At 48.6% G+C, this 24,879-nt stretch carries 14 protein-coding genes and 5 pseudogenes; 4 read left to right on the top strand and 15 right to left on the bottom strand.

The window, feature by feature from the left end:
- Positions 1-396: 396 nt before the first annotated feature.
- The 4 genes and pseudogenes from ABDK09_16115 to ABDK09_16130 form a co-directional block, all read right to left on the bottom strand.
- Positions 397-894 carry a gluconokinase gene (locus ABDK09_16115; protein XAW88596.1) on the bottom strand — a complete coding sequence of 166 codons (498 nt, stop codon included), beginning with the start codon at positions 892-894 and terminating at the stop codon, positions 397-399.
- A 69-nt stretch (positions 895-963) separates the two neighbouring features.
- Positions 964-2,283 carry a TRAP transporter large permease subunit gene (locus tag ABDK09_16120; protein ID XAW88597.1) on the bottom strand — a complete coding sequence of 440 codons (1,320 nt, stop codon included), beginning with the start codon at positions 2,281-2,283 and terminating at the stop codon, positions 964-966.
- A complete protein-coding gene (locus ABDK09_16125; protein XAW88598.1) occupies positions 2,276-2,833 on the bottom strand; it encodes a TRAP transporter small permease subunit in 558 nt (185 codons plus the stop codon). The genes ABDK09_16120 and ABDK09_16125 overlap by 8 nt, the downstream gene beginning before the upstream one ends.
- Positions 2,834-2,902: 69 nt before the next feature.
- Positions 2,903-3,920 (bottom strand): annotated as a pseudogene (locus tag ABDK09_16130) (TRAP transporter substrate-binding protein).
- A gap of 335 nt (positions 3,921-4,255) precedes the next feature.
- On the opposite strand from ABDK09_16130, the gene ABDK09_16135 reads away from it, so the two are divergent.
- Positions 4,256-4,768, top strand: coding sequence for an ACT domain-containing protein (locus tag ABDK09_16135; GenBank protein ID XAW88599.1), 513 nt, complete (start codon positions 4,256-4,258; stop codon positions 4,766-4,768).
- Positions 4,769-5,161: 393 nt separating this feature from the next.
- Positions 5,162-6,761 (top strand): annotated as a pseudogene (locus tag ABDK09_16140) (methyl-accepting chemotaxis protein).
- Positions 6,762-6,869: 108 nt separating this feature from the next.
- Here ABDK09_16140 and nspC read toward each other — a convergent pair.
- The 6 genes and pseudogenes from nspC to ABDK09_16170 form a co-directional block, all read right to left on the bottom strand.
- The gene (gene nspC, locus ABDK09_16145; protein ID XAW88600.1) at positions 6,870-8,003 is read right to left on the bottom strand and encodes a carboxynorspermidine decarboxylase; all 1,134 of its coding nucleotides are present in this window, start codon (positions 8,001-8,003) and stop codon (positions 6,870-6,872) included.
- 137 nt (positions 8,004-8,140) lie between these two features.
- Positions 8,141-9,386, bottom strand: a pseudogene (locus ABDK09_16150) (carboxynorspermidine synthase).
- A gap of 15 nt (positions 9,387-9,401) precedes the next feature.
- Positions 9,402-12,288 (bottom strand): annotated as a pseudogene (locus tag ABDK09_16155) (pyridoxal phosphate-dependent class III aminotransferase).
- A gap of 555 nt (positions 12,289-12,843) precedes the next feature.
- Positions 12,844-13,752, bottom strand: a complete 909-nt coding sequence (locus tag ABDK09_16160) for a hypothetical protein (protein ID XAW88601.1) — start codon at positions 13,750-13,752, stop codon at positions 12,844-12,846.
- Positions 13,753-13,819: 67 nt separating this feature from the next.
- Positions 13,820-15,697, bottom strand: a complete 1,878-nt coding sequence (locus ABDK09_16165) for a cadherin repeat domain-containing protein (protein ID XAW88602.1) — start codon at positions 15,695-15,697, stop codon at positions 13,820-13,822.
- Positions 15,669-16,655 carry a VCBS domain-containing protein gene (locus tag ABDK09_16170; GenBank protein ID XAW88603.1) on the bottom strand — a complete coding sequence of 329 codons (987 nt, stop codon included), beginning with the start codon at positions 16,653-16,655 and terminating at the stop codon, positions 15,669-15,671. The genes ABDK09_16165 and ABDK09_16170 overlap by 29 nt, the downstream gene beginning before the upstream one ends.
- A gap of 376 nt (positions 16,656-17,031) precedes the next feature.
- On the opposite strand from ABDK09_16170, the pseudogene ABDK09_16175 reads away from it, so the two are divergent.
- Both ABDK09_16175 and ABDK09_16180 read left to right on the top strand, forming a co-directional pair.
- Positions 17,032-18,311, top strand: a pseudogene (locus tag ABDK09_16175) (TolC family outer membrane protein).
- 1 nt (position 18,312) lies between these two features.
- Entirely contained in the window at positions 18,313-18,924 is a 612-nt protein-coding gene (locus ABDK09_16180) for an OmpA family protein (protein XAW88604.1), read from the top strand.
- Between the two features lie 118 nt (positions 18,925-19,042).
- Here ABDK09_16180 and nhaA read toward each other — a convergent pair whose 3' ends face one another.
- From nhaA to ABDK09_16205, 5 genes are all read right to left on the bottom strand, one after another.
- The gene (nhaA, locus tag ABDK09_16185; protein ID XAW88605.1) at positions 19,043-20,227 is read right to left on the bottom strand and encodes a Na+/H+ antiporter NhaA; all 1,185 of its coding nucleotides are present in this window, start codon (positions 20,225-20,227) and stop codon (positions 19,043-19,045) included.
- Positions 20,228-20,525: 298 nt separating this feature from the next.
- Positions 20,526-21,074, bottom strand: coding sequence for a lipocalin family protein (locus ABDK09_16190; GenBank protein ID XAW88606.1), 549 nt, complete (start codon positions 21,072-21,074; stop codon positions 20,526-20,528).
- Positions 21,061-21,657: a lipocalin-like domain-containing protein gene (locus ABDK09_16195; GenBank protein ID XAW88607.1), complete on the bottom strand. Its 597-nt coding sequence runs from the start codon at positions 21,655-21,657 to the stop codon at positions 21,061-21,063. Before ABDK09_16195 ends, ABDK09_16190 begins: the two co-directional genes overlap by 14 nt.
- The gene (locus ABDK09_16200; GenBank protein ID XAW88608.1) at positions 21,657-24,110 is read right to left on the bottom strand and encodes an ABC transporter permease; all 2,454 of its coding nucleotides are present in this window, start codon (positions 24,108-24,110) and stop codon (positions 21,657-21,659) included. Before ABDK09_16200 ends, ABDK09_16195 begins: the two co-directional genes overlap by 1 nt.
- Entirely contained in the window at positions 24,091-24,762 is a 672-nt protein-coding gene (locus tag ABDK09_16205) for an ABC transporter ATP-binding protein (protein XAW88609.1), read from the bottom strand. Before ABDK09_16205 ends, ABDK09_16200 begins: the two co-directional genes overlap by 20 nt.
- Positions 24,763-24,879: the final 117 nt, after the last annotated feature.

The following is a 24,879-nucleotide window of genomic DNA, read 5'->3' on the forward strand; positions in this document are numbered from 1 at the left end:
GCCAATTTCAAATCAATTTACCAATGTCATATCAGGCGAGGATGCGTCCCGGAGGTCTGATGCCTGGCGAGTAAGTTACAGAGCCTATCGTTCTAACCGGCAAAAGAACAGGCAGACGATTGCATCATTGCGGCGGACCAACTGAAAAACAATAACGCAACCAAGAAAAGCGCTCCCAAGCGCAACTGAAGTCAGCGTATGACGGGGAGCTAAACGAGAAGGATTAGAAGACGAGGATGGCAAGAGCAAAGTTAAATAAGCAATAAAGCGCCCGGAGGCGCTTTATTATCGATAAGTCATCGCAGGAGCAGTCTTCACAATAGATATAGAAGTCCGGTCATAAACTGTCTGCTCATATAACCAAGTATGCTTATGATCTTACAATGCTTACCGGGATCAGGTTTTGTCCGCAATCACCTGTAGCGCTTTCGCAACCACCTCATCCATCGGCTGGGCAATATCAATAAATATCGCTTCATCAGCGCCAGGCTCAATCAGAGTTTCAAACTGGCTACGCAGCATTTTCTCCCCCTGAAAATAGTGGTCTGCACGCTGACTTAAACGCGACCAGATAGTGTCGTAATCGCCTTGCAGATAGACGATCACTAACTCGTCATTATTCTCGCGTAAGATATCGCGATACTGCGGCTTAAGCGCCGAGCAGGCTATGACCGCTGAGTCATTATCAATAAACAGACGATTCAGCGTTTGCAGCCAACCGTAACGGTCGTCGTCGGTCAGAGGAATGCCCTGACTCATTTTGTCGACGTTGTGCTGGGGATGAAAGTCATCACCGTCAAAGAAGGTCAGACCCAGTTGCTGCGCAATCTGGCTGCCAACTGAGCTTTTGCCGCAACCGGATACACCCATTACTAAGATTTTTTTCGCTTTCATAGGACAATACTTCCCTGGGCCCCACTCAAATGGGGCCTTTGTGCTCAAATTGAAATTGGTCGCTTTAGGTTACTGCCACCACATCGCGAGTTGTGGGAACACAATAACCAGTCCCAGTACCAGAATTTGCATACAAATAAACGGAATCAGTGATGAGAAAATCAATCCCAGACTGATGTCCTTCGGCGCTACCGATTTGAGGTAGAAAGCTGCCGGACCGAATGGCGGTGACAGGAAAGAAACCTGCATGTTCAGACAGAACACAACACCAAACCAGATTGGGTCATAGCCCAGATTGATGATGATCGGTACGAAAATAGGCATGGTAAGCAGCGCTACCCCTACCCAATCGAGGAACATACCCAGTACCAGAAGAATCACCATCATAATCAGCAAAGTAGCAATGGCACTGCCACCCGACAGGGCCAGAATCGTCTCTTCAACAAAGTCGATACCGCCCATCAGGTTATACACCCCTACCAGCGCTGTCGCACCGATACCGATCCAGATGATCATCCCACAGGTACGCATAGTGGCGATGGCGCTCTCTTTTAGCATCGTCCAACCCATCTCACCGCGAATCACCGCACTGAGCATAATACCGACGACACCAAGCGCCGATGCTTCTGTGACCGATGCCACACCGGTGTAAATACTGCCTAATACCACCGCCACTGACAGTAACGGGAAAAACAGTGCTTTAAAGTAATTCGGGCGTTCGGTATCTTCTTCCAGCTCCTGCTGATCAAATTCTGGTGCCAGCGAAGGGTTCAGATAACAACGAATCAGTACATACGCCACATAACACATCGCCAGAATAAACGCCGGAACAAAGGCGGCTTTAAACAGGTCACCGATTGATACACTGGCGGTCATACCATAGATAATCAGGACGATACTTGGCGGCAACATGGTACCCAACGCACCACCGGCACAAGTTGTACCGATAGCCAGTTTGCGGTCATAACCAAGACGCAGCATCTGTGGCAGTGCCAGAATACCCAACAGAACGGTTTCACCACCGATAACGCCGGACATTGATGCCAAAAGTACCGCAACCAGTAGTGTTTGTACGGCGACACCGCCACGCACACGGCGCCCGACGGATTTCATCGCATCAAATAAATCGCGCGCAATCCCGGAGTGATCCAGCATCGCCGCCATCAGTACAAACATCGGAATAGCCAGGAAAATATAATCCGAAGCGAAGCTGTACATACGGCTGGTGATCAGAGGAATCGCATCGACACCAAACCATCCTAGGGTAAAGAAGATGGCAACGAAACCGGTGACGAATGCCAGCTGCATACCTGTCAGCAGCAAGCCGATCATCATCACCAGCATGAGCAGGCTGCCCCATTCAATTCCAATTGAAGAAAGATCAAACATCGCGCTTTTTCCTTAGGGCTTGAATTTCCTGAATCAGGTGCAACACAAATTGCACGACCAAAATCACCAGTGTGACAAAAATAACCGCTTTCAGCAGCGCCGGATAAGGAGGGTTAAAAGCAGAACCTGAGGTCTCCAGACGCATATCGCCCCATGGTGCAAACCAGGAAGCTTCAACAGTAATATAAGAGGCATACGCCATCATGCCGGCAAAGGCTAACCCGACAATGTGATGGACTAAATTAAGATAATGACGTGCACTTGGTGACACATGATCATAAATCAGTACCACACGAACGTGTTTATTGGATGCCATGGCATAGACACCACCAAACACAAATAACGAACCACCGATAAACGCCGCCGTTTCGTGTACCCAGGTGGTCGGTGAATCAAATACATAACGCATGACGACTTCATAAAAAGAAATCGCAACCGTTACCAGAAACAGCAGACTGAACGCATTACCAGCACGCACAATCCAAACGTCCAGCGCGTTTTTAGGCTGCTCATCATGAATAGGCGCAGCCGGTAGCTTATTCTCGCTCATAACGAACTCTTGCTTTAACAGAGAGGGCAAAGGCGCCCTCTCTCAATGGAAAGAAAATATATAGGATAGTTATAGAAGATCGTTGTTTTGCAGGAAGGTCGTCACAGAGTCATAGACCTTCTTCGCGTTCGGAGAACGCTCTGCAAATACTGCCCACTGATCGCGTGCGATAGCACGGAATTTCTTACGTTCTTCATCAGACCAGTTATGAATGGTAATTTTCGGATTGGCATTGGCTTCTTTCACCGCTGCCTGGTCGGCAATTTTCAGCTGAGTAGTAATGTCATAAGAGAAATCACGTACTGACGTCACAAGAATTTGTTGCAAGTCTGCCGGCATTTTTTCCCATTTCTTCTCGCTGATAGAAACATCGATCAGAGGCAGAGAGTGGAAACCCGGTTGAACCGGATGAGCCGCGACATCATTCATCCCTGCTTTTTGGTTAGTCGAGAATACGGTGTAGTCTGCTGCATCAATAACGCCTTTACTCAGGCCGGTGAATACTTCAGAAACCCGGCAGGTTAACCGGGGTAGCACCCGCAGCCGCAAAGACTTGCTGTACCAGACCTTCTGGCGCACGCAGTTTCAGACCTTTCAGATCCGCAACGCCATCAAGCGGCTTCTTAGAGACCAGAGATTCAACCCCCGTTGTTGAGGCACCAACAAAATGAACGCCGTATGGTTTGTAAAGTTCAGTTAAAAGTTCGTTACCACCACCGTAGTTCATGTATTGCAGCAGCTGGGTTGTATCTGACCAGGCACCAACCATGTTACCTAGCAGGCCGAAAGCCGGATCCTGACCAGAGAAGAATTCAGTCGCGGTCAGGTGACCATCCAGAATGCCCATTTTGATCGCACTAAGGGTTTCGGTGTGTTTAACCACTGCCCCAACAGGTAACAGGTCAATATCGATACGACCACCGGACATTTTTTCGACCCGCTCGGCCCAGTCTTGCTGAATCTGGAAGTTGCGATCTCCGGATGGATCCGAAGATTGGATTTTCAGTTTGAAATCTGCTGCCATTGCAGACATTGATACCAAACCTGTTACCGCTGCGGCGATAATTGTTCTCGTCATAGCTTTCATTGAATTATCCTTTCGAGTTTCACGTCTAACACCGGTTTATGAATTTTATGTTACCGGTAACTTGCGGTGTGAATGTTACTGGTAACTACCATTGACTGTCCATGAAGTTGATCACAGCTTTTAAACATTCATTAACATCCGGCTTACTGATGTTATTTTTTATAATCACCACAACATAAGCCTTTGTGCAGTTTAGTTAAAATTGCGCACAGCGGTGGATTAATCCAAAATTTTCCACGCTGGTTATCGAAAAGGTTGATAGCGGTCAATATTTAAACACGCACAACATCTAAACTCTTTAATAACGATGAATTGAATGATGTTCGGAGGTCGGAATGAACAGCACTTTTATAGTGAACTTTGTTGGTACAGCAACCCCGTCAACGATTAAACAACTTGCAGCAATAACCCATGAGAATGATGGTAAATGGTTAATTAGTAAGGTTAATTTTATCGAAGAGCAAGTGGCAGCCGTGATTAAGGTTGAAGTCCCCACTGCGAAAGTTCAAACGGTGAAAGAGGCCTTTCACTCCTACCCTGATTTACTGGTGCAAATTGTCGACTGTGATACGGCACCTCATCAATCAGACACGATTTATCAGATTCGGCTTGATGCCAATGACCGTTATGGAATTGTTAACGAGATCACACATGTGCTGGATAACCAAGGTATCCATATTCTCGATATGGATTGTCAACGGGTATTTATCGCCGGAGGTGGCGGTGTCAGTTCGAGCTTATTTACGGCTAATTTAGCGATTCGGCTGCCCGCTGAAATAGCAATACAAGACGTCGCTAAGGAACTCGAAGCTCTGAGCGAAGATACCCGCGTAATTATCGAGACATAAAACCGACCTCATAATAATTGCGCCCGATAAGGACGTTATAAAATAACAAAAATATAGAATGTATCATTATTCAGGAGGCCGCTGGCCTCCCTTTTTATGAAAGAAATTCATACACAAAAAATAACATGATGTACGGTTAGAATAATTCACTTATCGAATGCAAATAGTTATTTTTAGCAAATCAATAATGATGAAAATAACTGCCAGTATTTTCTTGAAGCAGCTAACAAACCACATTTTTTATATTGATTTTTTTGGAAATTAACTTGATGCTTAGAAACAGAGTTCCAGCAGTAACAAAGTACTCTGATAGAGCACTTATAATTCTAACAATATTCCTTCTGTACAAAGCCAAAACAAGCATGCTGTCAATCAACGTTGGGTAGGATAAAGATGTTTAAGCTTAAGAATATTAAAGTCAGCCACAAGCTGGCGATCATCATTGCTGTCGGGATCATTGGCTTCATCAGTTTACTGTTGATCGCATCAAGCGCATTGCAAAGTAATCTGCGTACGGAACGTGAAGCACGACTCAATGCAGTTTTAAACAGCACTCTCTCACAAGTTTCATTTCTGGAAAAAACACTTCCCAAAGCTGAGGCTCAGGCTGAAGCGAAAAAACTGATTAACGCGTTACGATTTGACGGCGACAATTATGTGTTCGTTATTAATGAGTCACGCGAGGCGGTTGTTCATCCTCTACGTCCGGACCTGATAGGCCAACAAATGGGCAGCGACAGCGAGCGTTTTTGGTTTGATATGGTGAACCTGGCCAAGAATGGTCAGCAAGGTATTCTGACTTACGACTGGCAGAAACGATAAAGGCCAGCCTGCAGAGAAACTCTCTTCCGTACATGGTTTTGCACCCTGGGGCTGGATCCTGGGCTCTGGCATGCTGGTCGATGATATTCAAACGGCAGTACAACAACAGTTTATGAAAATGGCGCTCGCCACACTGGCAGTCATCGTGGTGATGTCGCTGTTTGGCTTTGTCATCAGCCGGGCTATTGTGACGCCACTCGAACGCATCAAAGATACCATGAAGCTTGTCGCACAGGGCGACCTGACGGCTGAAGTTCAGGTAGAAGGTAAAGATGAGATCGGCGTGGTCGCCCAGCGCATTAATGAGAGCGTTAGTTCGATGCGCTCTGCGCTGCGCGAATCCTCCCATTCAGCCGGTGAGGTGGCTGAGGCGGCGATACGCATCGCTTCTTCGGCCGAGGAGACCAGCCAGGCCGTCGTCGGTCAACGTGACCAACTCAATCAGTTGGCTACGGCAATGAACGAAATGAGTGCGACCGTGGCAGAAGTTGCCGGACATGCCGAAGAGACCGCGCGAGATACTCTTGATGCCAGCAGCGAAGCCGGTACCGGCAATAAGGACGTCCACTCGAGTGTCGACAGCATCAAGGCGTTATCGAACGAACTGGAAGTCGCCGCCGAACAAGTCAACAAACTGAAAGAAGGCGTGATGCAGATTAGTGAAGTGACCGCTGTTATCAGCGGTATTTCAGAACAAACCAATTTGCTGGCACTCAATGCCGCAATTGAAGCTGCCCGTGCTGGCGAGCAAGGTCGCGGCTTTGCCGTGGTAGCCGATGAAGTGCGTAACCTGGCCAGCCGCACCCACCACTCCACCGAAGAGATTCAAACCACCATTAATCGGTTGCAGCAACTTGCCGTGACTACCGCGAGCGCGATGCAAAAGAGCCAGGACCTGGCCTACAACAGTGTCGAGCGCGCAGAGAATGCAGGCAGCGATTTGTCACAGATCGTTAGCCACATTCAGCACGTCAGTGACAAGGCAACGCAAATTGCAACAGCAGCGGAAGAACAAAGTGCAGTGGCAGAAGATATGAACCGTAATGTCAGCGGCATTAATGATGCAGCGCTGGAGATGTCACAAGCCGCCAATTATCTGGCTGAAGAGAGTGAAAAGCTGGCCGACTTGTCACGCCAGTTAGATGGAAAGCTGACCCGCTTTAAACTTTGATAAGGGTTACCGGTCACCCGTTACCCACATCAGGTTAACCACATCAGCACGAATAAAAAATCCACCGCTAGCGGTGGATTTTTTTATGCTGTCAAAGCGCAACCGGTATTATTTTACTGACCACTGCGACAGAGAACGCTTAAAGTCTTCATAACCAAACTCGTTCAGCTTCTGAATGTCGCCATTAGTACGTTCGCAGTACACAGAAGGCATCTTCAGGCCGTTAAACCAGTTCAGCTTCACCATGGTATAACCCGCGCTATCGAGAATATGCAGTTTTTGACCGACTTTAAGTGGCTGATCAAACTTCGCCACACAGAACTGGTCACCCGCCAGACAAGAACAAGAGCCGATCACGTATTCGTATTCACCGTCGTCGCTCGCTTCAAGGACAGAGGCAGGCTCGTTGTAAATAAGCGTATCTAAACGGTGTGCTTCGGTTGCAGAATCTACAATCGCGGTTTTCATGCCGTTCTCAACCAGATCAACCACAGTGACCACCAGATCAGTGGTTTTGGTAATAATCGCTTCACCCGGTTCCAGGTACAGCTGCACCGCATGTTTTTCAGCAAAAGCTTTCAGCGCCAGACCCAGTTTATCGACATCGTAACCCGGCCAGGTAAAGAATACACCACCGCCCAGACTTACCCAGTCCAGCTTATCCAGATACGCGCCAAAGCGCTCAGAGATAGAATCCAGCAGACTAATGAACGCATCGACATCTTTGTTCTCACAGTTCATGTGGAACATGACACCATTGATGCTCTCAAATACGGCCGGGTCAATATGGTCTGCCTGAACACCCAAGCGAGAAAAGCGACGTGCCGGGTTAGCGAGATCCTGACCAGCGTAGCTCACACCAGGGTTAAGGCGCAGACCCACAGAGGCCTTGCCTTCCACCAGGTGACGATATGCTGCCAGCTGTGACTGAGAGTTAAAAATCATCTTGTCGCAGATATCTGCGACTTCTTTCACGTCATCTTCACTGTAGCCCACGCTGTAAGCATGAGTTTCACCACCGAATTTTTCATAGCCCAGTTTAACTTCAAACGGGCCTGAACTTGTGGTGCCGTCCAAGTAAGGTTTGATGATGTCAAACACACCCCAGGTAGAAAAACATTTCAGAGCAAGAACCAGTTTAACACCTGACACTTCTTTCAGACGTTTGGCTATTTCCAGATTTTCGATCAATTTCCCTTCATCAATCATGAAGTATGGAGTTTTCAATTCGCTTTTTTGCATTGTATCGCTTCCTGATTACTGCCTGCCGCAGGCAGCATCATTTGAGTCTTTAAATGGAAAAAACAGCCATCACAAGTGACGGCTGTTTATTGCATCTCAATCTAAGTTCATTTCAACTGACAAACCGTAAGTCAAAATTACTTCAGAATGTTGATAACTGGTTCGCTAGGTTGCAGCTCCTGAATTTCCCAGTCCAGGCCGATTGACGGCATGGTTTCCAGGAACGGATCCGGATTCAACTGCTCCATGTTGAACACGCCAGCTTGAGCCCATTCGCCACGGAAGAATTGCAGAGCAGCGGTGATTGCCGGTACACCTGTCGTGTAAGCAATGGCCTGATGCTCAACGTCCTGGTAAGCCACTTCATGGTCCGCATTGTTGTAAATGAAGACACTGCGCTGCTCGCCATTCTTTTTGCCCTGAACCCAGGTACCGATGCAAGTGAGACCAGTATAGCCCGGCGCCAGAGACGTCGGATCCGGCAGCAGTGCTTTCAGCACGTGCAGAGGATGAACACTGGTACCATCGTGCAGAGTCACAGGTTCCGGGTTAAGCAAACCGATGTCACGCATGCAGTTGAAGTAGTTCAGGTAGCTGTCACCGAATCCCATCCAGAATTCAATGCGCTTAGCCGGGATATACTCTTTCAGCGAACGAACTTCATCATGCGCCATAGAGTACACCTTGAAAGGACCACAGTTAGGGAAATCGAACTCCATCATACGAGTGTGACACGGTACTTGTTTCCACTCACCCTCTTCCCAGAAGAAAGAGTCGCCCTGAATTTCCAGCATGTTGGTTTCAGGATCAAAGTTAGTGGCGAACTTTTTACCGTGGTCACCCGCGTTGATGTCCATCACATCGATAGTATCGATTTCATCAAACAGATGTTTTGCCGCGTAAGCGGCAAACACACTCACTACGCCCGGGTCGAAACCCGCGCCCAGTATGCCGGTGATACCCGCTTGTTTAAACTTATCACGATATGCCCACTGCTGATCGTACGCTTCAGGTACTTGCTGACCTTCAGAGCACAGATCAACCGCAACAGAAGTGTCCATATAGGACACTTTTGCACGATAACAGGCTTCCATGATTGGCACGTTAACCCATGGAGGACCGGCGTTGATCACCAGGTCCGGTTTTACTTGTTCGATTAACGCGACCAAAGCGTCTACATCGTCAGCATTCACTGAACGAGCTTCTAGCTTCTTAGTAGAATCTTTCAGGTTTTGTTTACCCTTGATTGATTCAATGATCTTCTCACACTTCGCGATAGAACGCGAAGCTATGGTAATATCACCCAGCACGTCGTTGTTTCTGTGCCGCTTTATGTGCGACCACCCAGCCAACGCCGCCCGCCCCAATCTGTAGAATAGACATAGTATCCGTATACCTTTATTTCGCTAGCTCAATAGCCAGAGTTTCAATTTTAGCCAGTAAAGCTTCGAAATCCGAAGTCTTTAAGCATGGGTTCAAGATTGTGAATTTCAAGGCAGTTTTGCCATCCACAATGGTTTCGCCAAGAACAGCTACGCCACGTACCAGGGCTTCCAGACGAACAACTTTGTTCAGTTCATCCAGGTCAGACGCCTGATTGTTTACCGCGCGGAACAACACGGTAGACAGAGATGGTTCAGCCAAAAGCTCAAAAGCTTCATGCTGACGAACCAATTCGGCCACTTGTTGAGTTTGGTCCAGCAAGTGATCGTACATTGCGCCCATTTGTTTAGGACCTACGTTTTGCATGGTCATAAACACTTTCAGGGCATCAAAGCGTTTTGTTGTTGAGATAGACTTATCAACCAAGTTTGGCAGCGTGTCATGCTCACGGTTCAGGTAATCTGCATGGTGCAGCAGGTACTTGAATTTGCTCTTATCTTTCAGCAACAGTGCGCCACAGCTGATGGTTTGGAAGAACAGCTTGTGGAAGTCAACACTAACAGATTGCGCGCGTTCAATACCACTCAGGCGATCTTTATGGCTGCTCAGAATCAGAGCACCACCGTATGCGCTGTCCACATGCATCCACATTTCGTGCTTATCAGCAACGTCAGCGATAGTCACCAGATCATCGATAGCACCGTGGTCAGTCGTACCTGCAGTACCTACGATAGCAAATGGGATCAGGCCTTCTGCTTTCGCTTGTTCAACCACAGCTTCAAGCTTGGTCACGTCCATGGTGCCGTTTGGCAGAGCATCAACAGCCAGAATCGCTTTCTCACCCAGACCCATCCAAGAAGCAGACTTCTGAACAGTAAAGTGTGATTTCTTCGAACACACGATACGCAGTTTGTCAGCATAGTCAGGCAGACCCAGTTTCTGAATCGAGTGACCGCTCAGCTTGTCAGCAATCCAGTCACGTGCCAGCATCAGACCCATTTGGTTGCTCTGAGTACCGCCACTGGTGAAGATACCATCTGCTTGTGCGCCCAGTTCGTATTTTTCACACATCCAGTCAATCACTTTCTGCTCAACGAAGGTTGCTGCAGAAGACTGATCCCATGAATCCATTGATTGGTTCAGAGACGCGATGATCGCTTCAGCCACAACAGAAGGCATCAGCGGCGGCGTATGCAGGTGTGCAATACAATCCGGGTGCTGAACGATGATAGAGTTTCTTAGCAACCAGTTCAGCGGTATCGGTAATCACATCTTTCAGTGACGCATTCTTGTTATCCAGATCAACCGCGTAAATTGCTTCTTCCAGCGCTTTAGGATCAATACCAGAGTATGGTGCATTCACTTCTTCAAACACGGCTTTCATTGCTGCAGTCGTGTGGTTCATTACCTGAGCGAACTCCTGGCTGCCCATGTGACCGGTATGAATGAAGTGTTTTTTCCACTCTTGGTTTGCCTGCTCTGGGTCTTTTTGACCGCCGCCGGCAACCAGCATTGCTTCTTCCAGCACGCGCAGAGCAAAATCAATCTGTTCGAATGAGATGATCAGCGGTGGAAGGAAACGGATAACCGAACCGTCACGGCCACCTTTTTCAACCATCAGGCCACGCTCCAGCGCTGCACGCTGAATGTCCAGAGTCAGTTGTGGTGCCGATTTTGGCTCACCAAATTTGTTCAGCTCGCCGCTTGGATCTTTGATTTCCAGACCCAGCATCAAACCTTTACCACGCACTTCTGCAACGCAGTTTACGCGGCTTTGAATTTTTTCCAGACCCATACGCAGGTATTGGCCTTTGATATTCGCCTGTTCAACCAGGTTATCACGCTGAATGATTTCCAGTGCTTTTGCACCCGATACCATTGCCAGCTGGTTACCACGGAATGTACCGGTGTGCTCACCCGGTTTCCAGGTGTCATGCTGCTTGTTAATTACCAGCAGAGACATTGGCATACCACCACCGATCGCTTTAGACAGACACAGTACGTCAGGTACGATGCCCGCTTCTTCGAATGCGAAGTTGTAGCCAGATTTACCTACACCACACTGGATTTCATCAAAAATCAGCAGGATACCGTGCTCATCACAGATGCGACGCAGTTCACGCAGGAAGAATGCTGGTGCCGGAATTACACCACCTTCGCCCTGAACCGGTTCTACGAAGATCGCAGCCGGCTTCATGATGCCCGCTTCGTCGTCGTTCAGCAGACGCTCAATGTAACGGATGCTCGCTTTCGCACCTTCATCGCCACCCAGACCAAACGGACAACGCAGGTTGTATGGGAAAGGCATGAAGTGTACGTCTGACATCAGGCCAGTACGACGTGCTTTGGTATTCAGGTTACCCATCATGCCCATAGTGCCGTTCGTCATACCATGGTATGCGCCACGGAACGCGAACAGGGTGTTACGACCTGTGGTTTGCTTAGCCAGTTTGATGGCAGCTTCTACCGCATCAGCACCAGATGGTCCACAGAACTGAATCACACAGTTGTTACCCAGTTCTTCTGGCAGGAATCCCTTCACCGCTTTGATGAAGTTGGTTTTTGCTTTAGTTGCAATATCCAGAGTCTGGTAAGGAAGACCTGAGTCCAGTTGATCTTTCAGAGCCTGATTGATTTCTGGGTGGTTGTAACCAAGCGCCAGCGTACCTGCACCTGCAAGACAGTCCAAAAAGATCTGACCACGGGTGTCTTCTACCAGACAGCCAAAAGCCTGCTTGATAGCAATCGGTAAACGGCGTGGGTATGAGCGCACTGCGGACTCATGTTCTGCCTGTTCAAGGAGGACGTCATCCGGAGTTAGATCATAAGTACCTTCTAATACTGGTACTTGGTTGGAAAACATAGTTGCGATAGTGTTATCGACTTCAAAGGCTGTACTCATCTTCGTCCCCTTGAATGGTTAAAGTTCTGTCTATTTCTCGGAAAATAGTTGGTAAGAGAAATGACAAATAGCAAAACGTCCCGTCTATGTCCGCAGACAAATTCGGAATTAACTTAAAGGTCATCAGCTTGATGACTAATCACTAAAAAACAGGAATCAAGGTTCGGTTATGCTACTGTCCTGGCGAACAGGGCACAGAGGAAGTACAAAGCTGATTAATGTGTGTAAGTTAAGTGAGTTCAATGTTGGGTTTCCCATTCACATGCTGTTCCCACAGCAAGAGTATCCCGTCTATCAGCAAAAGGGCTTGCTGATACCTACCCTACGTAATGTCCCAATCAGCCTGAATGGTCACTACGCGTATCCCCCAGAAGCACTGTCCGAGATTGTTGCGGAAATTACCATAAAATGAGTTTGCGCTGCAATCCCTTTTCAACGATAAATTACAACTAAGTCAACAGAAAATATAACAATTATCGAATATTCAGAAAGTTATAAAAGTAAGAAATTACACAGCCTCCGTCAGTTAAACGGAGGCTGTGTCGGGTCACTTAATTAAACTGTATCATTTTTGACTATTTGGTTAAGTATCGCGTTGGCGGTATCAGTATCAAGAGCACCTGTGATGTCGAAAATATCAACACCATTTTCAATAATGATGGTCTGTTCGCCGCCATCATGATCCACTCTCAGGGTCAGATCTTCATCGCCACTTTCCACTTCGTCAATACTGATTTTTGCCAGCAAATCGTTGAAGGTTTCATCATCACTCAGCACCGATGTGAGGTCTAATGTATCGCTGCCTCGTTCGAAGTTTTTGACCACGTCGGTACTGTTGTCCAGGGCCGCATCCAGCCAGGTAAATACATCCGCCTGACCACCATAGCCAATAAGCAGATCATTGCCCATCTGCGCGTGGATGGTTGGCTCTCCGTCTTCCCCTATGACGACATCAAAAGATGGTGTGGTACTGTCAGCGTCCAAGGTAACCGTTGCCTGGTTACTGAGCTGGTCATCGGAGTCGACCGCCATGTAATTAAAACTGGTATCCTCAGTGACAACTTCAGAGCCGGACAGATAGGTCACAACATAGTTCGAACCAGAAGTCCCGTCGTTACTCGATGCAGAAAAGTCCATCTGCACGATCGGTTGACTCGACACATAACTATAATCAGCCTGATTCACATCATAATATTCGACATGTGTCGTCCCATCCAGGAAGGTAAAGGTGACCGTTGCTACGTGATTATTATTCAATCCATCAACAGCGAAGCTAACCTTGTAGAATGGGTTGTCACTAAAATCCACTGTCAGGGTTTCGGTACTGTTGATACCACTACCGGCCTCAACGGATAAACCGGTCCCCTGTGTATTGTGATCGATAAGAGTGACGTCTGCATCAACCGTATTTTGACCATTCCTTTTGGTCGCGGAGATTTCAACCTGATTACCGTTCTCTAACACAAAAGTGTAGGTACCATCGTTATTATTAACCAGAGAACCATCATCTGAAGAACCAATAACGACTTCATCACCCGAAGGAAACGAAGCTGATGTAATGCGGATCGAGCAGGACTTTATCTCCTCCCTCCACATAGAGATCGGCGCTTGTCAGCTCACGGGTGACACCGAATTCATCGGTATAGAGCAAGGTTCCGGTCTCGGGCAGTGATGTCAGCACAATCATGACCTGAATATTGGCAGCATCATCGTCTACATCTGAAATATGGTCTTGCAGCGGGTCATCCGAGTCGAACACAATCGTACTCTCGACATTGTCGCTGAGCAGCACGGTAAAGTTTTCCGCAATCGGAGCATCATCGACATTTAACTCGTTAAGTATCACATCAATATCCGTAGACTTAACGATGCCCAAACCTTCATCCTCTGTAGCCGTCACTACCAGATTATGAGTATTGGTAGCCAGCTCATAATTGTTAGTAAAAGCTGCAACGCCTTCTGAGGTTAAGCTGATCACACCGGTGACGGCATTAATGGTAAATAACGCCATGCCGTTATCATAGACATTTTGGGTAATGCTATAAGTCACTCTTTCCCCATCAGCGTCTGAAGCCGATACTCGGCCCAGTTCACTGGTGATCACCCGACCTTCATAGTAGTCAAACACGTAGCGGTTTTCATCTGGATCGTTGGGGTCAAATACCGGTGCGTTGTCATCCAGGTTCAGTTCGGTCAGCTCAACCGGAATATCGGTCGATTGCTGCGCGCCCAGCCCCGCCACTTCGGTCGCGGTGACAATCAGGGTGTGCTCGTTCGGGTTCAGTTCAAAGTCGTTGGCAAACGCCGCCACACCCTCTGCAGTCAAACGGATCTCCCCGCTTTCTTCATCGATGGTGAACAGCGGGTTGTTGTCACCGTCAAACACGTTCTGTTTGATGCTGTAGGTGACGGCTTCGCCGTCCGCATCCGTGGCCTGCACGGTGCCCAGCACATCATTAACCGTGCTGTTTTCGTTGTATTCAAACGCGTATTGCGCCCCGTCCGGATTATCCGGATCGTTAGGGTCAAATACCGGCGCGTTATCATCCAGGTTCAGCTCGGTCAGCTCAACCGGAATATCGGTCGATTGCTGCGCACCCAGCCCCGCCACTTCAGTCGCGGTGACAATCAGGGTGTGCTCGTTCGGGTTCAGTTCAAAGTCATTGGCAAACGCCGCTACGCCCTCTGCAGTCAGACGGATGTCACCGGTGGTCGCATCAATAGTGAACAGTGGGTTGTTGTCGCCGTCAAACACGTTTTGTTTGATGCTGTAGGTGACGTCTTCGCCGTCCGCGTCCGTGGCCTGAACCGTGCCCAGCACATCATTAACCGTGCTGTTTTCGTTGTATTCAAACGCGTATTGCGCCCCGTCCGGATTATCCGGATCGTTAGGGTCAAATACCGGCGCGTTGTCATCCAGGTTAAGCTCAGTCAGCTCAACCGGAATATCGGTCGATTGCTGCGCGCCCAGCCCCGCCACTTCGGTCGCGGTGACAATCAGGGTGTGCTCGTTCGGGTTCAGTTCAAAGTCATTGGCAAACGCCGCCACGCCCTCTGCCGTCAGGCGGATGTCACCGGTGGTTGCATCGATGGTGAACAGCGGGTTGTTGTCGCCGTCAAACACGTTTTGTTTGATGCTGTAGGTGACGGCTTCGCCGTCCGCGTCCGTGGCCTGCACAGTGCCCAGCACATCATTAACCGTACTGTTTTCGTTGTATTCAAACGCGTATTGCGCCCCGTCCGGATTATCCGGATCGTTGGGCGTAAAGACCGGAGCATTATCGTCAATATCAAGTTCACTCAATATGACATCAACATCCGCAGACTGAGGCGTACCGTTAGCGTCAACTTCCGTTACCGTCACCACTATGCTGTGTGTGTTATCCGGGAGTTTCGTAATCGTTGGCAAGTGAAGCAGCGCCCGCAGCGGTCAAGCTGATTTCACCAGTCTCACTATTAATCTGGAACAGATCATTACCCTGCTCGTCCTGAACGTTATTCTTGATAGAAAAAGCCAGAACCTCATTATCCGGGTCAATCGCACTAACCTGACCAATTGTTTGTCCTTCTGTCTGACCCTCATCATAACTAAATGAGTAATCGCCCTCGTCATTGACATCGACAAAGACCGGCACATCATTGGTGCCATTAATCGTCACAGTAACCGTGTGAGTGCTGCCATCCGTACCTACCACCTGAAACTGGTCAATAATCGAATCACCGGTGTTAAGCTCATCGAAGGCACTATTGGCAACGAACACCCAGTTACCATCGGCATCAATCGAAAACTGACCATAATCTCCCGCCTCATCCTGCTGCGGGACAAATGTCAGCCCATCGGCGCCTTCTACCTGTAAAACCCCTTCCAGAGTCACCGGCTCATCCGTTTCATCCGCCTCAGCACTGTCGCTACCACTTAACAGCAATGTCGTGACGGTATCTGCGACCAAATCGGCCAGCGCCAGACTTTGTGTTGCCGACAGCCCCAACCCTTCCAGGCCAGACGTATCAAAACTGGTGGACGCCAACACTTCATCGCCGGTACGACTGATACTGGCAGAAGCCGTCAGACTGGAACCATTAGTTCCGCCTGCTGCGGTTGCCAAATCAGGATTCTGCGTCGGGTCAGCGCCAAGTTCCAACTGTTGAATAATCTGGGCAATTTCTCCGTCCAGATTAGTGTTTGCAGTATTGGCAGGGCTCACCAATTCAGCGGTGACTTGTGGATTAGGACCTTCGCTGACCTGAACGACAACGTCGCCCGGTCTGAGGGGCATATTTGCGGCTTGTTCGCGGAACTGACCGTTTCTGTCAATGATCAGGGTAACGTTAGCCAACATCGTAGAAGCGAGAGTACGTGTGTTCATGAGAGTCATTCCTTGAAGTTTGAATAGGCTCGATATGCATGCAGATGCCTGACCTGGAAAGGCCCGACACCTAATCAACTATTCTCATAACCTAAACGTAGTGACCCCATTAATGACAATCAACTCAATATTTAGAGTTTTAATCCTAATACTGACTAAGATATCAATATATATAGAAATTATTCATTAGCACTTTTTTGAACTAATCTCTCAACTTTCTAAATTATCAACTAAGCTTCCAGTAACCTCCGATTTGAGATAGCAATCGCTGTGAATTCGTGCCTGCAGTGCGAATTCGAATGCCTCAACAAATCATTCAAATACTAATAGGAGCGACCCTGTGAAACGGACCATTCCCCTTTTGGCAGGATGTTTGTTGTCTATACCCTTCCAAGCTTCAGCTCAGACACTTGAGCAGGCTGTAGCGCTTGCGTTGGCAAATAATCCTGAAATAAAAGCCAGTTACAACCAATACGTCAGTAGTGTAAAAGAGAGTGATGCCGCCGCCGGTGCTTATCTTCCTACGCTGGACCTTGATGCAGGCATCGGCTACGAAGGTATCCGCCCTGCTTCATCTACCGGCAATGAGGACACAGACCTGACCCGCAAAGAAGCGAGCATTATTCTTAACCAATTGATTTGGGATGGTAATGCCACTCTGAACGACATGGATCGTACCGCCGCTGATGCAGAATCTGAACGGTTACAACTGCTTGATGACGCATCGAACCTGGCATTGCAAGTAACTGATGTGTATCTCAACGCGGTCAAAGCAAGCGAAGTTTTGGCGCTGTCAGAAAGTAACCTGGCTGTGCATAAACGTATCTACCGGGATATCAAACGACGCGTCGACTCCGGTATCGGCTCGACAGCGGACCTGACGCAGGTTGAAGCCCGTATCGCCCGGGCACAGGGTAACTTATTAGCTGCCCAGAATAATCTGTTTGACACCCACACACAGTTTGAACGTCTGGTCGGTCAGGCTCCGCTCGGCCTGATTTATCCCCGCGCAGACGCCGCTAAAATTCCGTTGTCGTTAACCGATGCGATGGCGCTGGCTCTGGACAACCATCCGGTCATCAAGGTTTCGGCCGCTGATGTCGACTCAGCCCGCTTCCAGTATAAGCAGTCGAAAAGCCCCTACTATCCGACCATCTATTTTGAAGCACGTCAGACCTGGCGTGATGATGCAGGTGGTGATCGCGGCGGAGCGAGCGAAACCATCGCGATGCTGCGCTTAAACTACAACCTGTACAACGGGGGCAGCGACAGTGACCGCAGTGAAAGTGCTGCATATCAGCTCAATCGCTCAAAAGATTTACGCGATAACGCCTACCGTCAGGTGGAAGAAGGACTGCGACTCTCCTGGAGTGCGCTCGACTTAACTCTGCAACAAAAAGACTTTCTGGCAGACCATGTCGATTCTGCATCGCAAACCGTGATTGCTTACGAGAAGCAGTATCAGATTGGCCAGAGAAAACCCTGCTTGACCTGCTCAACACAGAAAATGAACTGTTTGAAGCACGCCGGGATTATCTGGATGCGCACTATGCCGAGCAATACGCAAAATATCGTGTTATGAATGCGGTTGGCGTATTGATTGACGCCCTGCTGGTCGATATTCCGCAGGAATGGACGAAGAAAGTGGAGTACTGATATGAAAATAACCATTCTCTCACTCTCTGTCATGATCAGCCTGGCAGCTTGTCCCAGCCTGGCAAGTGACGAATATGATTACATCAAAACGCCGCAGGCGAATCAGATTGCCGATCTGCAAGATGACGATATGGATGGCGTGATCAACGCTCGTGACCTGTGTCCGGACACACCAAAAGGAGCACTGATCGATAATGATGGTTGCGGTGAAGTGATCCAGGATTCAGATAAGCGCCAGCTGCACATTTTGTTTGCCCATGACTCATATGAAATCAACCCGGTGTTTTCCGATCAAATTCAGGAAATGGCGATGTTTCTGAAAAAATATCCCAGCGCATCGATTGAGATTCAGGGCTATACCAGTAAAGTCGGCACAGATGATTACAACCTGGACTTATCCAAACAACGTGCAGAAGCGGTCGAAAGCAAATTACTCTCTTACGGCATCGCCGCTAAGCGCGTGAGGATTGTCGGCTATGGTGAAAGCCGCTTAGTCGACGATGGCGATTCCAATTCAGCGCATGCGGTAAATCGGCGAGTTACAGCAACCGTTGTGGGCTTGAAAGAGAAAGTCGTTGAAGAATGGACTATTTTTACCACCAAGAAGAAATAGCCACCATTTTCACCTTGGCCCTGCGCCATAACGAACGGAAAGTGCTAAAGAACAACCAGACACAACAAAAAAGGCCCCGCGGGGCCTTTCGTTTGTATTTGATGGACACTTTAACTTATCAGGTTCTGTTATCGACTTGCGCAGAAGCCGAATTCTCAACCTTTTTCTTTGGCAGTGACAGGCTCAGCAAACCGTAACCCAGAATCGCTGCTGTGGTGGATCCCATCAAAATACCCAGTCGTGCGTAGGTGTCGTAGTCTACATTGGCGCTGCCAAACGCCAGCGAGGAGATAAAGATCGACATGGTGAAACCAATACCACACAGCACAGATACCGCAAAAATGTGCTTAAGGTTAATACCTTCCGGCAATTTAGCCACACCCATTTTTACCGCCGCAACACTGAAGGTAAAAATCCCGAGAGGTTTACCCAGCAACAGACCAAGAGCCACACCTAAAGGCAGGGTTGAAGCCAGACCAGACAAAGAAACACCCGCCAGTGAAATACCTGCGTTGGCAAATGCAAACAGAGGCAGAATACCAAACGACACATAAGGATGCAGGGCATGTTCCATATGCTTCAACGGAGAGTGCTCACCCTTTTTGCCCTTCAGCGGAATGGCAAAACCGATCACTACACCGGCCAATGTGGCGTGAACACCTGACTTCAGTACCGCAACCCACAAAATCAGGCCAACCACCATGTAAACACTGATTTTGGTGACGTGTTTAGCATTAAGCAGGAACAGCACACCGGTCATAATAAAGCCAATTGTCAGTGCGATGGTTGATAAGTCACTGGTATAGAACAGCGCGATGATGACAACCACACCCAGGTCATCAATGATGGCCAGAGCCAGCAGGAATACTTTCAGGCTCACCGGTACCCGGTTTCCCAACAACGCCATGATACCCAGAGCGAACGCGATATCGGTTGCCGCCGGGATCGCCCACCCCTGGATAGCCTGAGGATCACCAGAGTTAAACAGCACATAAATCAGTGCCGGCGCAAGCATACCACCTACAGCGGCGATAGCCGGGAAAATGGCCGTTTCACGTGACTTCAGTGCCCCTTCCAGCAGCTCACGTTTCACTTCCAGGCCAATTAACATGAAAAACACAGCCATCAGACCATCGTTGATCCAGTGAGAAACAGACATACCAAACAGGTAGCTGTGCAGTGCACCCTGATAGAATTCATTAAGAGGTGAGTTTGCAATGGTCATGGCAACCACCGAAGCAATCACTAAGATGATCCCTCCGGCTGATTCCATTTTGAAAAAGTCACGAATTGTGTCAGTCATTAAATCGTCCTTGTAGTTATGTTAGTCAACGATAAACAGAAGAATAAATTGAGTGTATCCACTCACTTATCACTTGAGAAATCGCTTGTAATGAACATACACCTCGAAAATTCCGAACAGTTAAGCTCCATGCTACGTTTATTCCGTTTAAACAGTGCCAAACTTTAAGTATAGGAAATCGAGTAAAGAAAACCGCTTTTGTGGGAAAATAACAAAACGGGAACATCTAAGATGTTCCCGTTCCGACTCATAAGTATGAAGTGTTTGTCGTTTTTAACGTATTACAGAAAATGATGGTTTAGTAACCCGTCAGTTGCATAAAACCGTGAGCACGGTGTGTTCCGAACGAGTAAACCGGCCCCTGCCAGTATGGCAGAGCAAATGGAAGCCACAAATGTTGATTGAGTACACTGGTGGTGATATTGATATTCTGGCTCGGGATCGAAATATTCCACTGTAACGGGACTAATTTACCATTCGCCAACGACATCATGTGCAGAGGGGTGATCATCACATCAGATTCATTCAGTGTGATAACTTTGCCATTGCGGGTCGACAAGGTTCCGAATACATAAGGTAACTGCAGATTGTGTCGGAATCGACTGACTGTCAGTGTGGTATCCTGATCGAGGTCAAGCACGAACCAGTCCCAGCCACGCTGACCTTCTGCCAGCAAACCACTGCCCCACTCTTTGCTCATCCACGCCGTCCCTTCGACAGCAACCGGAGGCAAATTATTGCTGAGTTTCAGCGAACCACGTACTTTGATAAACGGCGCCTGGATATTATATGACGCAACCGGCATCAAATTATGCTTGGCCTGATACCCCTGTTCACCGGGTATCACATACTGTCCGTTTCTGCTCCATTTTCAGTGACAAAGCAAAGGAATCGGTATTAACACTTAAACGCCCGGGGAACGGATTCTCATCCTTTGCACTCCAGGACCAGTTATCAATCCACATCCGAAAAGGTTTTGCATTGAGCCCGGCGAGTCCGATACCACCGCGGGCCATACGCTGTTCGCGCCAGACGTGATCCCGGGTCGAGATCACCACATGAGAAAAATAGAGTTGGGAGTTATCCCAGCCCGGATGCTCCAGATCATCACGCGCGATACGGAAATAATTCCATTGCACGCCATATTCGTTGCCGTGGGTATCTTTGACATTGGCAAAGAAGTGCCACCACTCATGTTGATAGTCTGGATGCATAGCGAAATCTGCGGGTAAAACTACAGGTTTGCCCGGCAGTGCCGATTCAAATACTTTTTGCGATTGGGAAGCAAACAGAGAGTCCAAATCGTTATCATCAGACTGGTATTGAGGCGGAGCGAAAATGGCATAAAGCAATGAACCGATCAATGCGATAACCGCCAATACGGTTGCCACCACCAACAGCTTCACCAGGCTTTTATTCAGTATTGCCATTACAGCGCATCCCTTAATGATTTCATTGGCGAGCGACGAACCAATCGCATCACAGGCAGAGCTCCGGCAATAATCAGAGCCAGCATCGACAAAATGGCGGTTTGCATATAAAGCGACGGAATCATTTGCAGTGCCATTGTCCACCCGAACGATTGACGAATCACAACATCAATCATTAACTTAGCCAGCACAATACCCAGCGGCAAAGCAATGATTAAAGACACAGCCCAAAAAACGAACAACTGCAATGCACCTACGACTACCAGCTCTTTCCCGGACATGCCCAGACAACGCAGCAAAGCAATATGCCGTTGACGGGAAACTTCACCGGCAACGGTAGCGAAGAAAATCCCGCACACCGCAATCAATAAAGTGATGTTGCCCAGGGTATCGGCAATAGCAAAGGTCCGATCAAAGACCCGCATGGCTTTTTTGTGCAGGCTGTGGTTGTCAAATACCCGCTCTGAGTCGAGCCTGAATACCGAATCAAGACGTTTTTTCAGCACGTTGACCTGAGTATCATCTTTCATCTTCACGGCCAGAGCGACGTTACCCGTACCAGCAAAAGCGTACAGCCAGTTGCGATGCGACATCAGCACCTGGTTATAAGGGTTACCGTAGTCATAATAGACACCGACCACCAGCCAGCCCTGGCCCAATGGCATCGAGAGATCGATATAATCACCCGGTCGTATACCCAGTTTAATTGCCATGGATTCGCTGACCATCACGCCACGAGAGTGATGTAAATGATACCAGTAATCCGGGACACCGAGCTTAACGGTCAGTGAGTCAAGCTCACCTTGCGATGCGCCGGTACTGACCACCTGCAGAGCACCATTATTGGTCGAGCAATCTTTTTCCCAGCGCCACCACACATTGTCAACGTCCGGCTGTTTCGCCAGCCATTCACTCATCCGTGCAGCAGAGCTGACGGTGGGATAGAGATATAAATCGGCGGCCAGACGCTGCGAAAGCCACTTCTCCGTCGTCTCACGGAAACTGCCGACCGTGGTTTCCACCCCGATGTTGGCCGCCATAGCCAGCATAAATGCCATTGTTGCTACGCCACGATAACTCATACTCGCAGCCGCATCGGCAAAGAACCAGCGTACTTTTACCCACCGCATAGTGTAAGAGAAACTTTTGAACACTTTCCAGATCAGGAATGGCGTAATCAGAGCAACACTGATCAGCAGCAACGCGATAATGGCAAAGCCGGACGACTGAGTTTTCGGCGCCTGATACACCGCGATTGCAGCCACAAACAGGCAGCTCGCAATCAAGGCCTGCAACGTGAATTCAGAACGGGCAAAACGCATCAGAGACAGGCGGGTTGTCAGCCGTATCGGCTGCGATTTTAGCAAACGAATCAACGGCCATGCACAAGAAGCAAACGCCCCAAAGATTGCCATAAATAAACTGTAAGAGCTCCAGCTCCAATCCCAGTCAATAGCCAGTCCGACATTGGCATCATAAAGATTTGCCAGGCTGGCCGATACTGCGGGCATTAATTTATTGGCCAGCATCAGGCCAAATACATTGCCGCACAACCAGCTCAGAACAACCAGAACAAGCAACTCAAGTGATAACGCTTTCGCCAGTTGCCAGCCGGAGACACCGGTTTGACGTAATATGCCAACCAGAGGCTGACGCTGGATGAGCGACAGCGACATCGCTTGGTAGAAAATAAATAAACCAACCAGAAACGACAGCATTCCCATCGCGGTCAGATTCATATGGAACGCCTGAGTGAGAGATTCCAGTTCTGCACGCGAACTCCGCACTAAAGTCATGCCATTGGGAAGAATTCGTTTCAGCTGTTGTAGCTTCTCCGGCGGCATATCCGTACAAGCGATAACCGACAAGCCCGAGCTTGGTCTCAGCTCACGAACTAATGACAGGTCCGCAACAATGCGCGTGCCGTTAATCATGTTGTGCGTATCAATCACCACAGGGCCGAGTTCAGTGCCATCATCCAGAATAATCGGATCGCCGGCGGACCAGCCTCGCAGCGCAGCGAAATCCTGACTTACCATCAGAGGGGACGGTTTTTGCATCAGCGCCAGCATACTCATCTGATCCAATGTCAGACCATTCCCCAGCGGGAGCATAGCGACCGGATCAATACCGAGCAGAGTAAAATCAGCACCGGACTTGGTTGTCATACGGTAGCTGTCAAAAGGAGCACACTGGTTGAAACCATCACGACGCAACTGAACGTAGAATCCCTGCGGAATCTTATTGGCGACGTGTTTAGTGCGGATTCGATAAGGAAGAGGATTAGAAAACAGCTTTTCGCCATGTTCGTAACTTTGACGAGCATGGTTGTTGATGGCGGTAACGCCAACTAACAGGGAAACACTGAGTGTCAGGCCGAGCCAGACGAGAAAAATTTGTAGCGGGTAACGACGGTAGTGCCCGAGTAGTGCTTTAACTACGGGCCATAACATGTAACTGCCCTCCTTGCAGGCGGATACACCCTTCCATATGGCTCGCAACTTTTTCACTGTGAGTCACTAGCAGCAGAGAACACTCGAGTTGATGCGCCAGTGAAGTCAGTAAGCGCATTACCGCTTCAGCATTACGTTCATCCAGGCTTCCGGTCGGCTCATCGGCCAGCAATAACGTCGGTTCCATATACAGGGCGCGCGCAATCGCGGCACGCTGTTGCTGTCCGCCAGACACCTCTTCCGGGTAACGGCCAAGCAAAGGCATTAAATCCAGCGCGGATAAAATCTGGCGCAATAATCCCTGATCCTCTGGCAACCCTTTGAGCTGACGACAAAAACGAATGTTGTCGGCGACATTCAGAGTCGGTAACAGATTAAATTGCTGGAAAATATGACCAATATTATTACGGCGGAAGGCGGTACGTTTATGCTCTGCATTCTTGTGCATGGCAAAATCAGGAAACCAGATTTCACCCGAATCGACGGTGTCGAGACCGGCAATCATATTGAGCAGCGTACTCTTGCCCGAGCCGCTTTCGCCCATTAATGCCAACTGTTCGCCCCGATTTAACGTCAACTCTGCCCCTTGTAATACAGGGTGAAACTCATCGCCATCCATAAATCCTTTGGACAGGTCTATCAGTTGTAACATTAAATCACTCACCGTCGATAAATTAAGGACTGAGAATCTACACTAATTCCCGCACTCTAGAAAGTATTTTGGACATTGGGTCACAAAATATACATCAGGATGCATTAGTAAGATGTC

Origin of the sequence: Vibrio sp. CDRSL-10 TSBA (assembly GCA_039696685.1) — a bacterium.
In the GTDB taxonomy this organism is placed as follows: Bacteria; Pseudomonadota; Gammaproteobacteria; order Enterobacterales; family Vibrionaceae; genus Vibrio.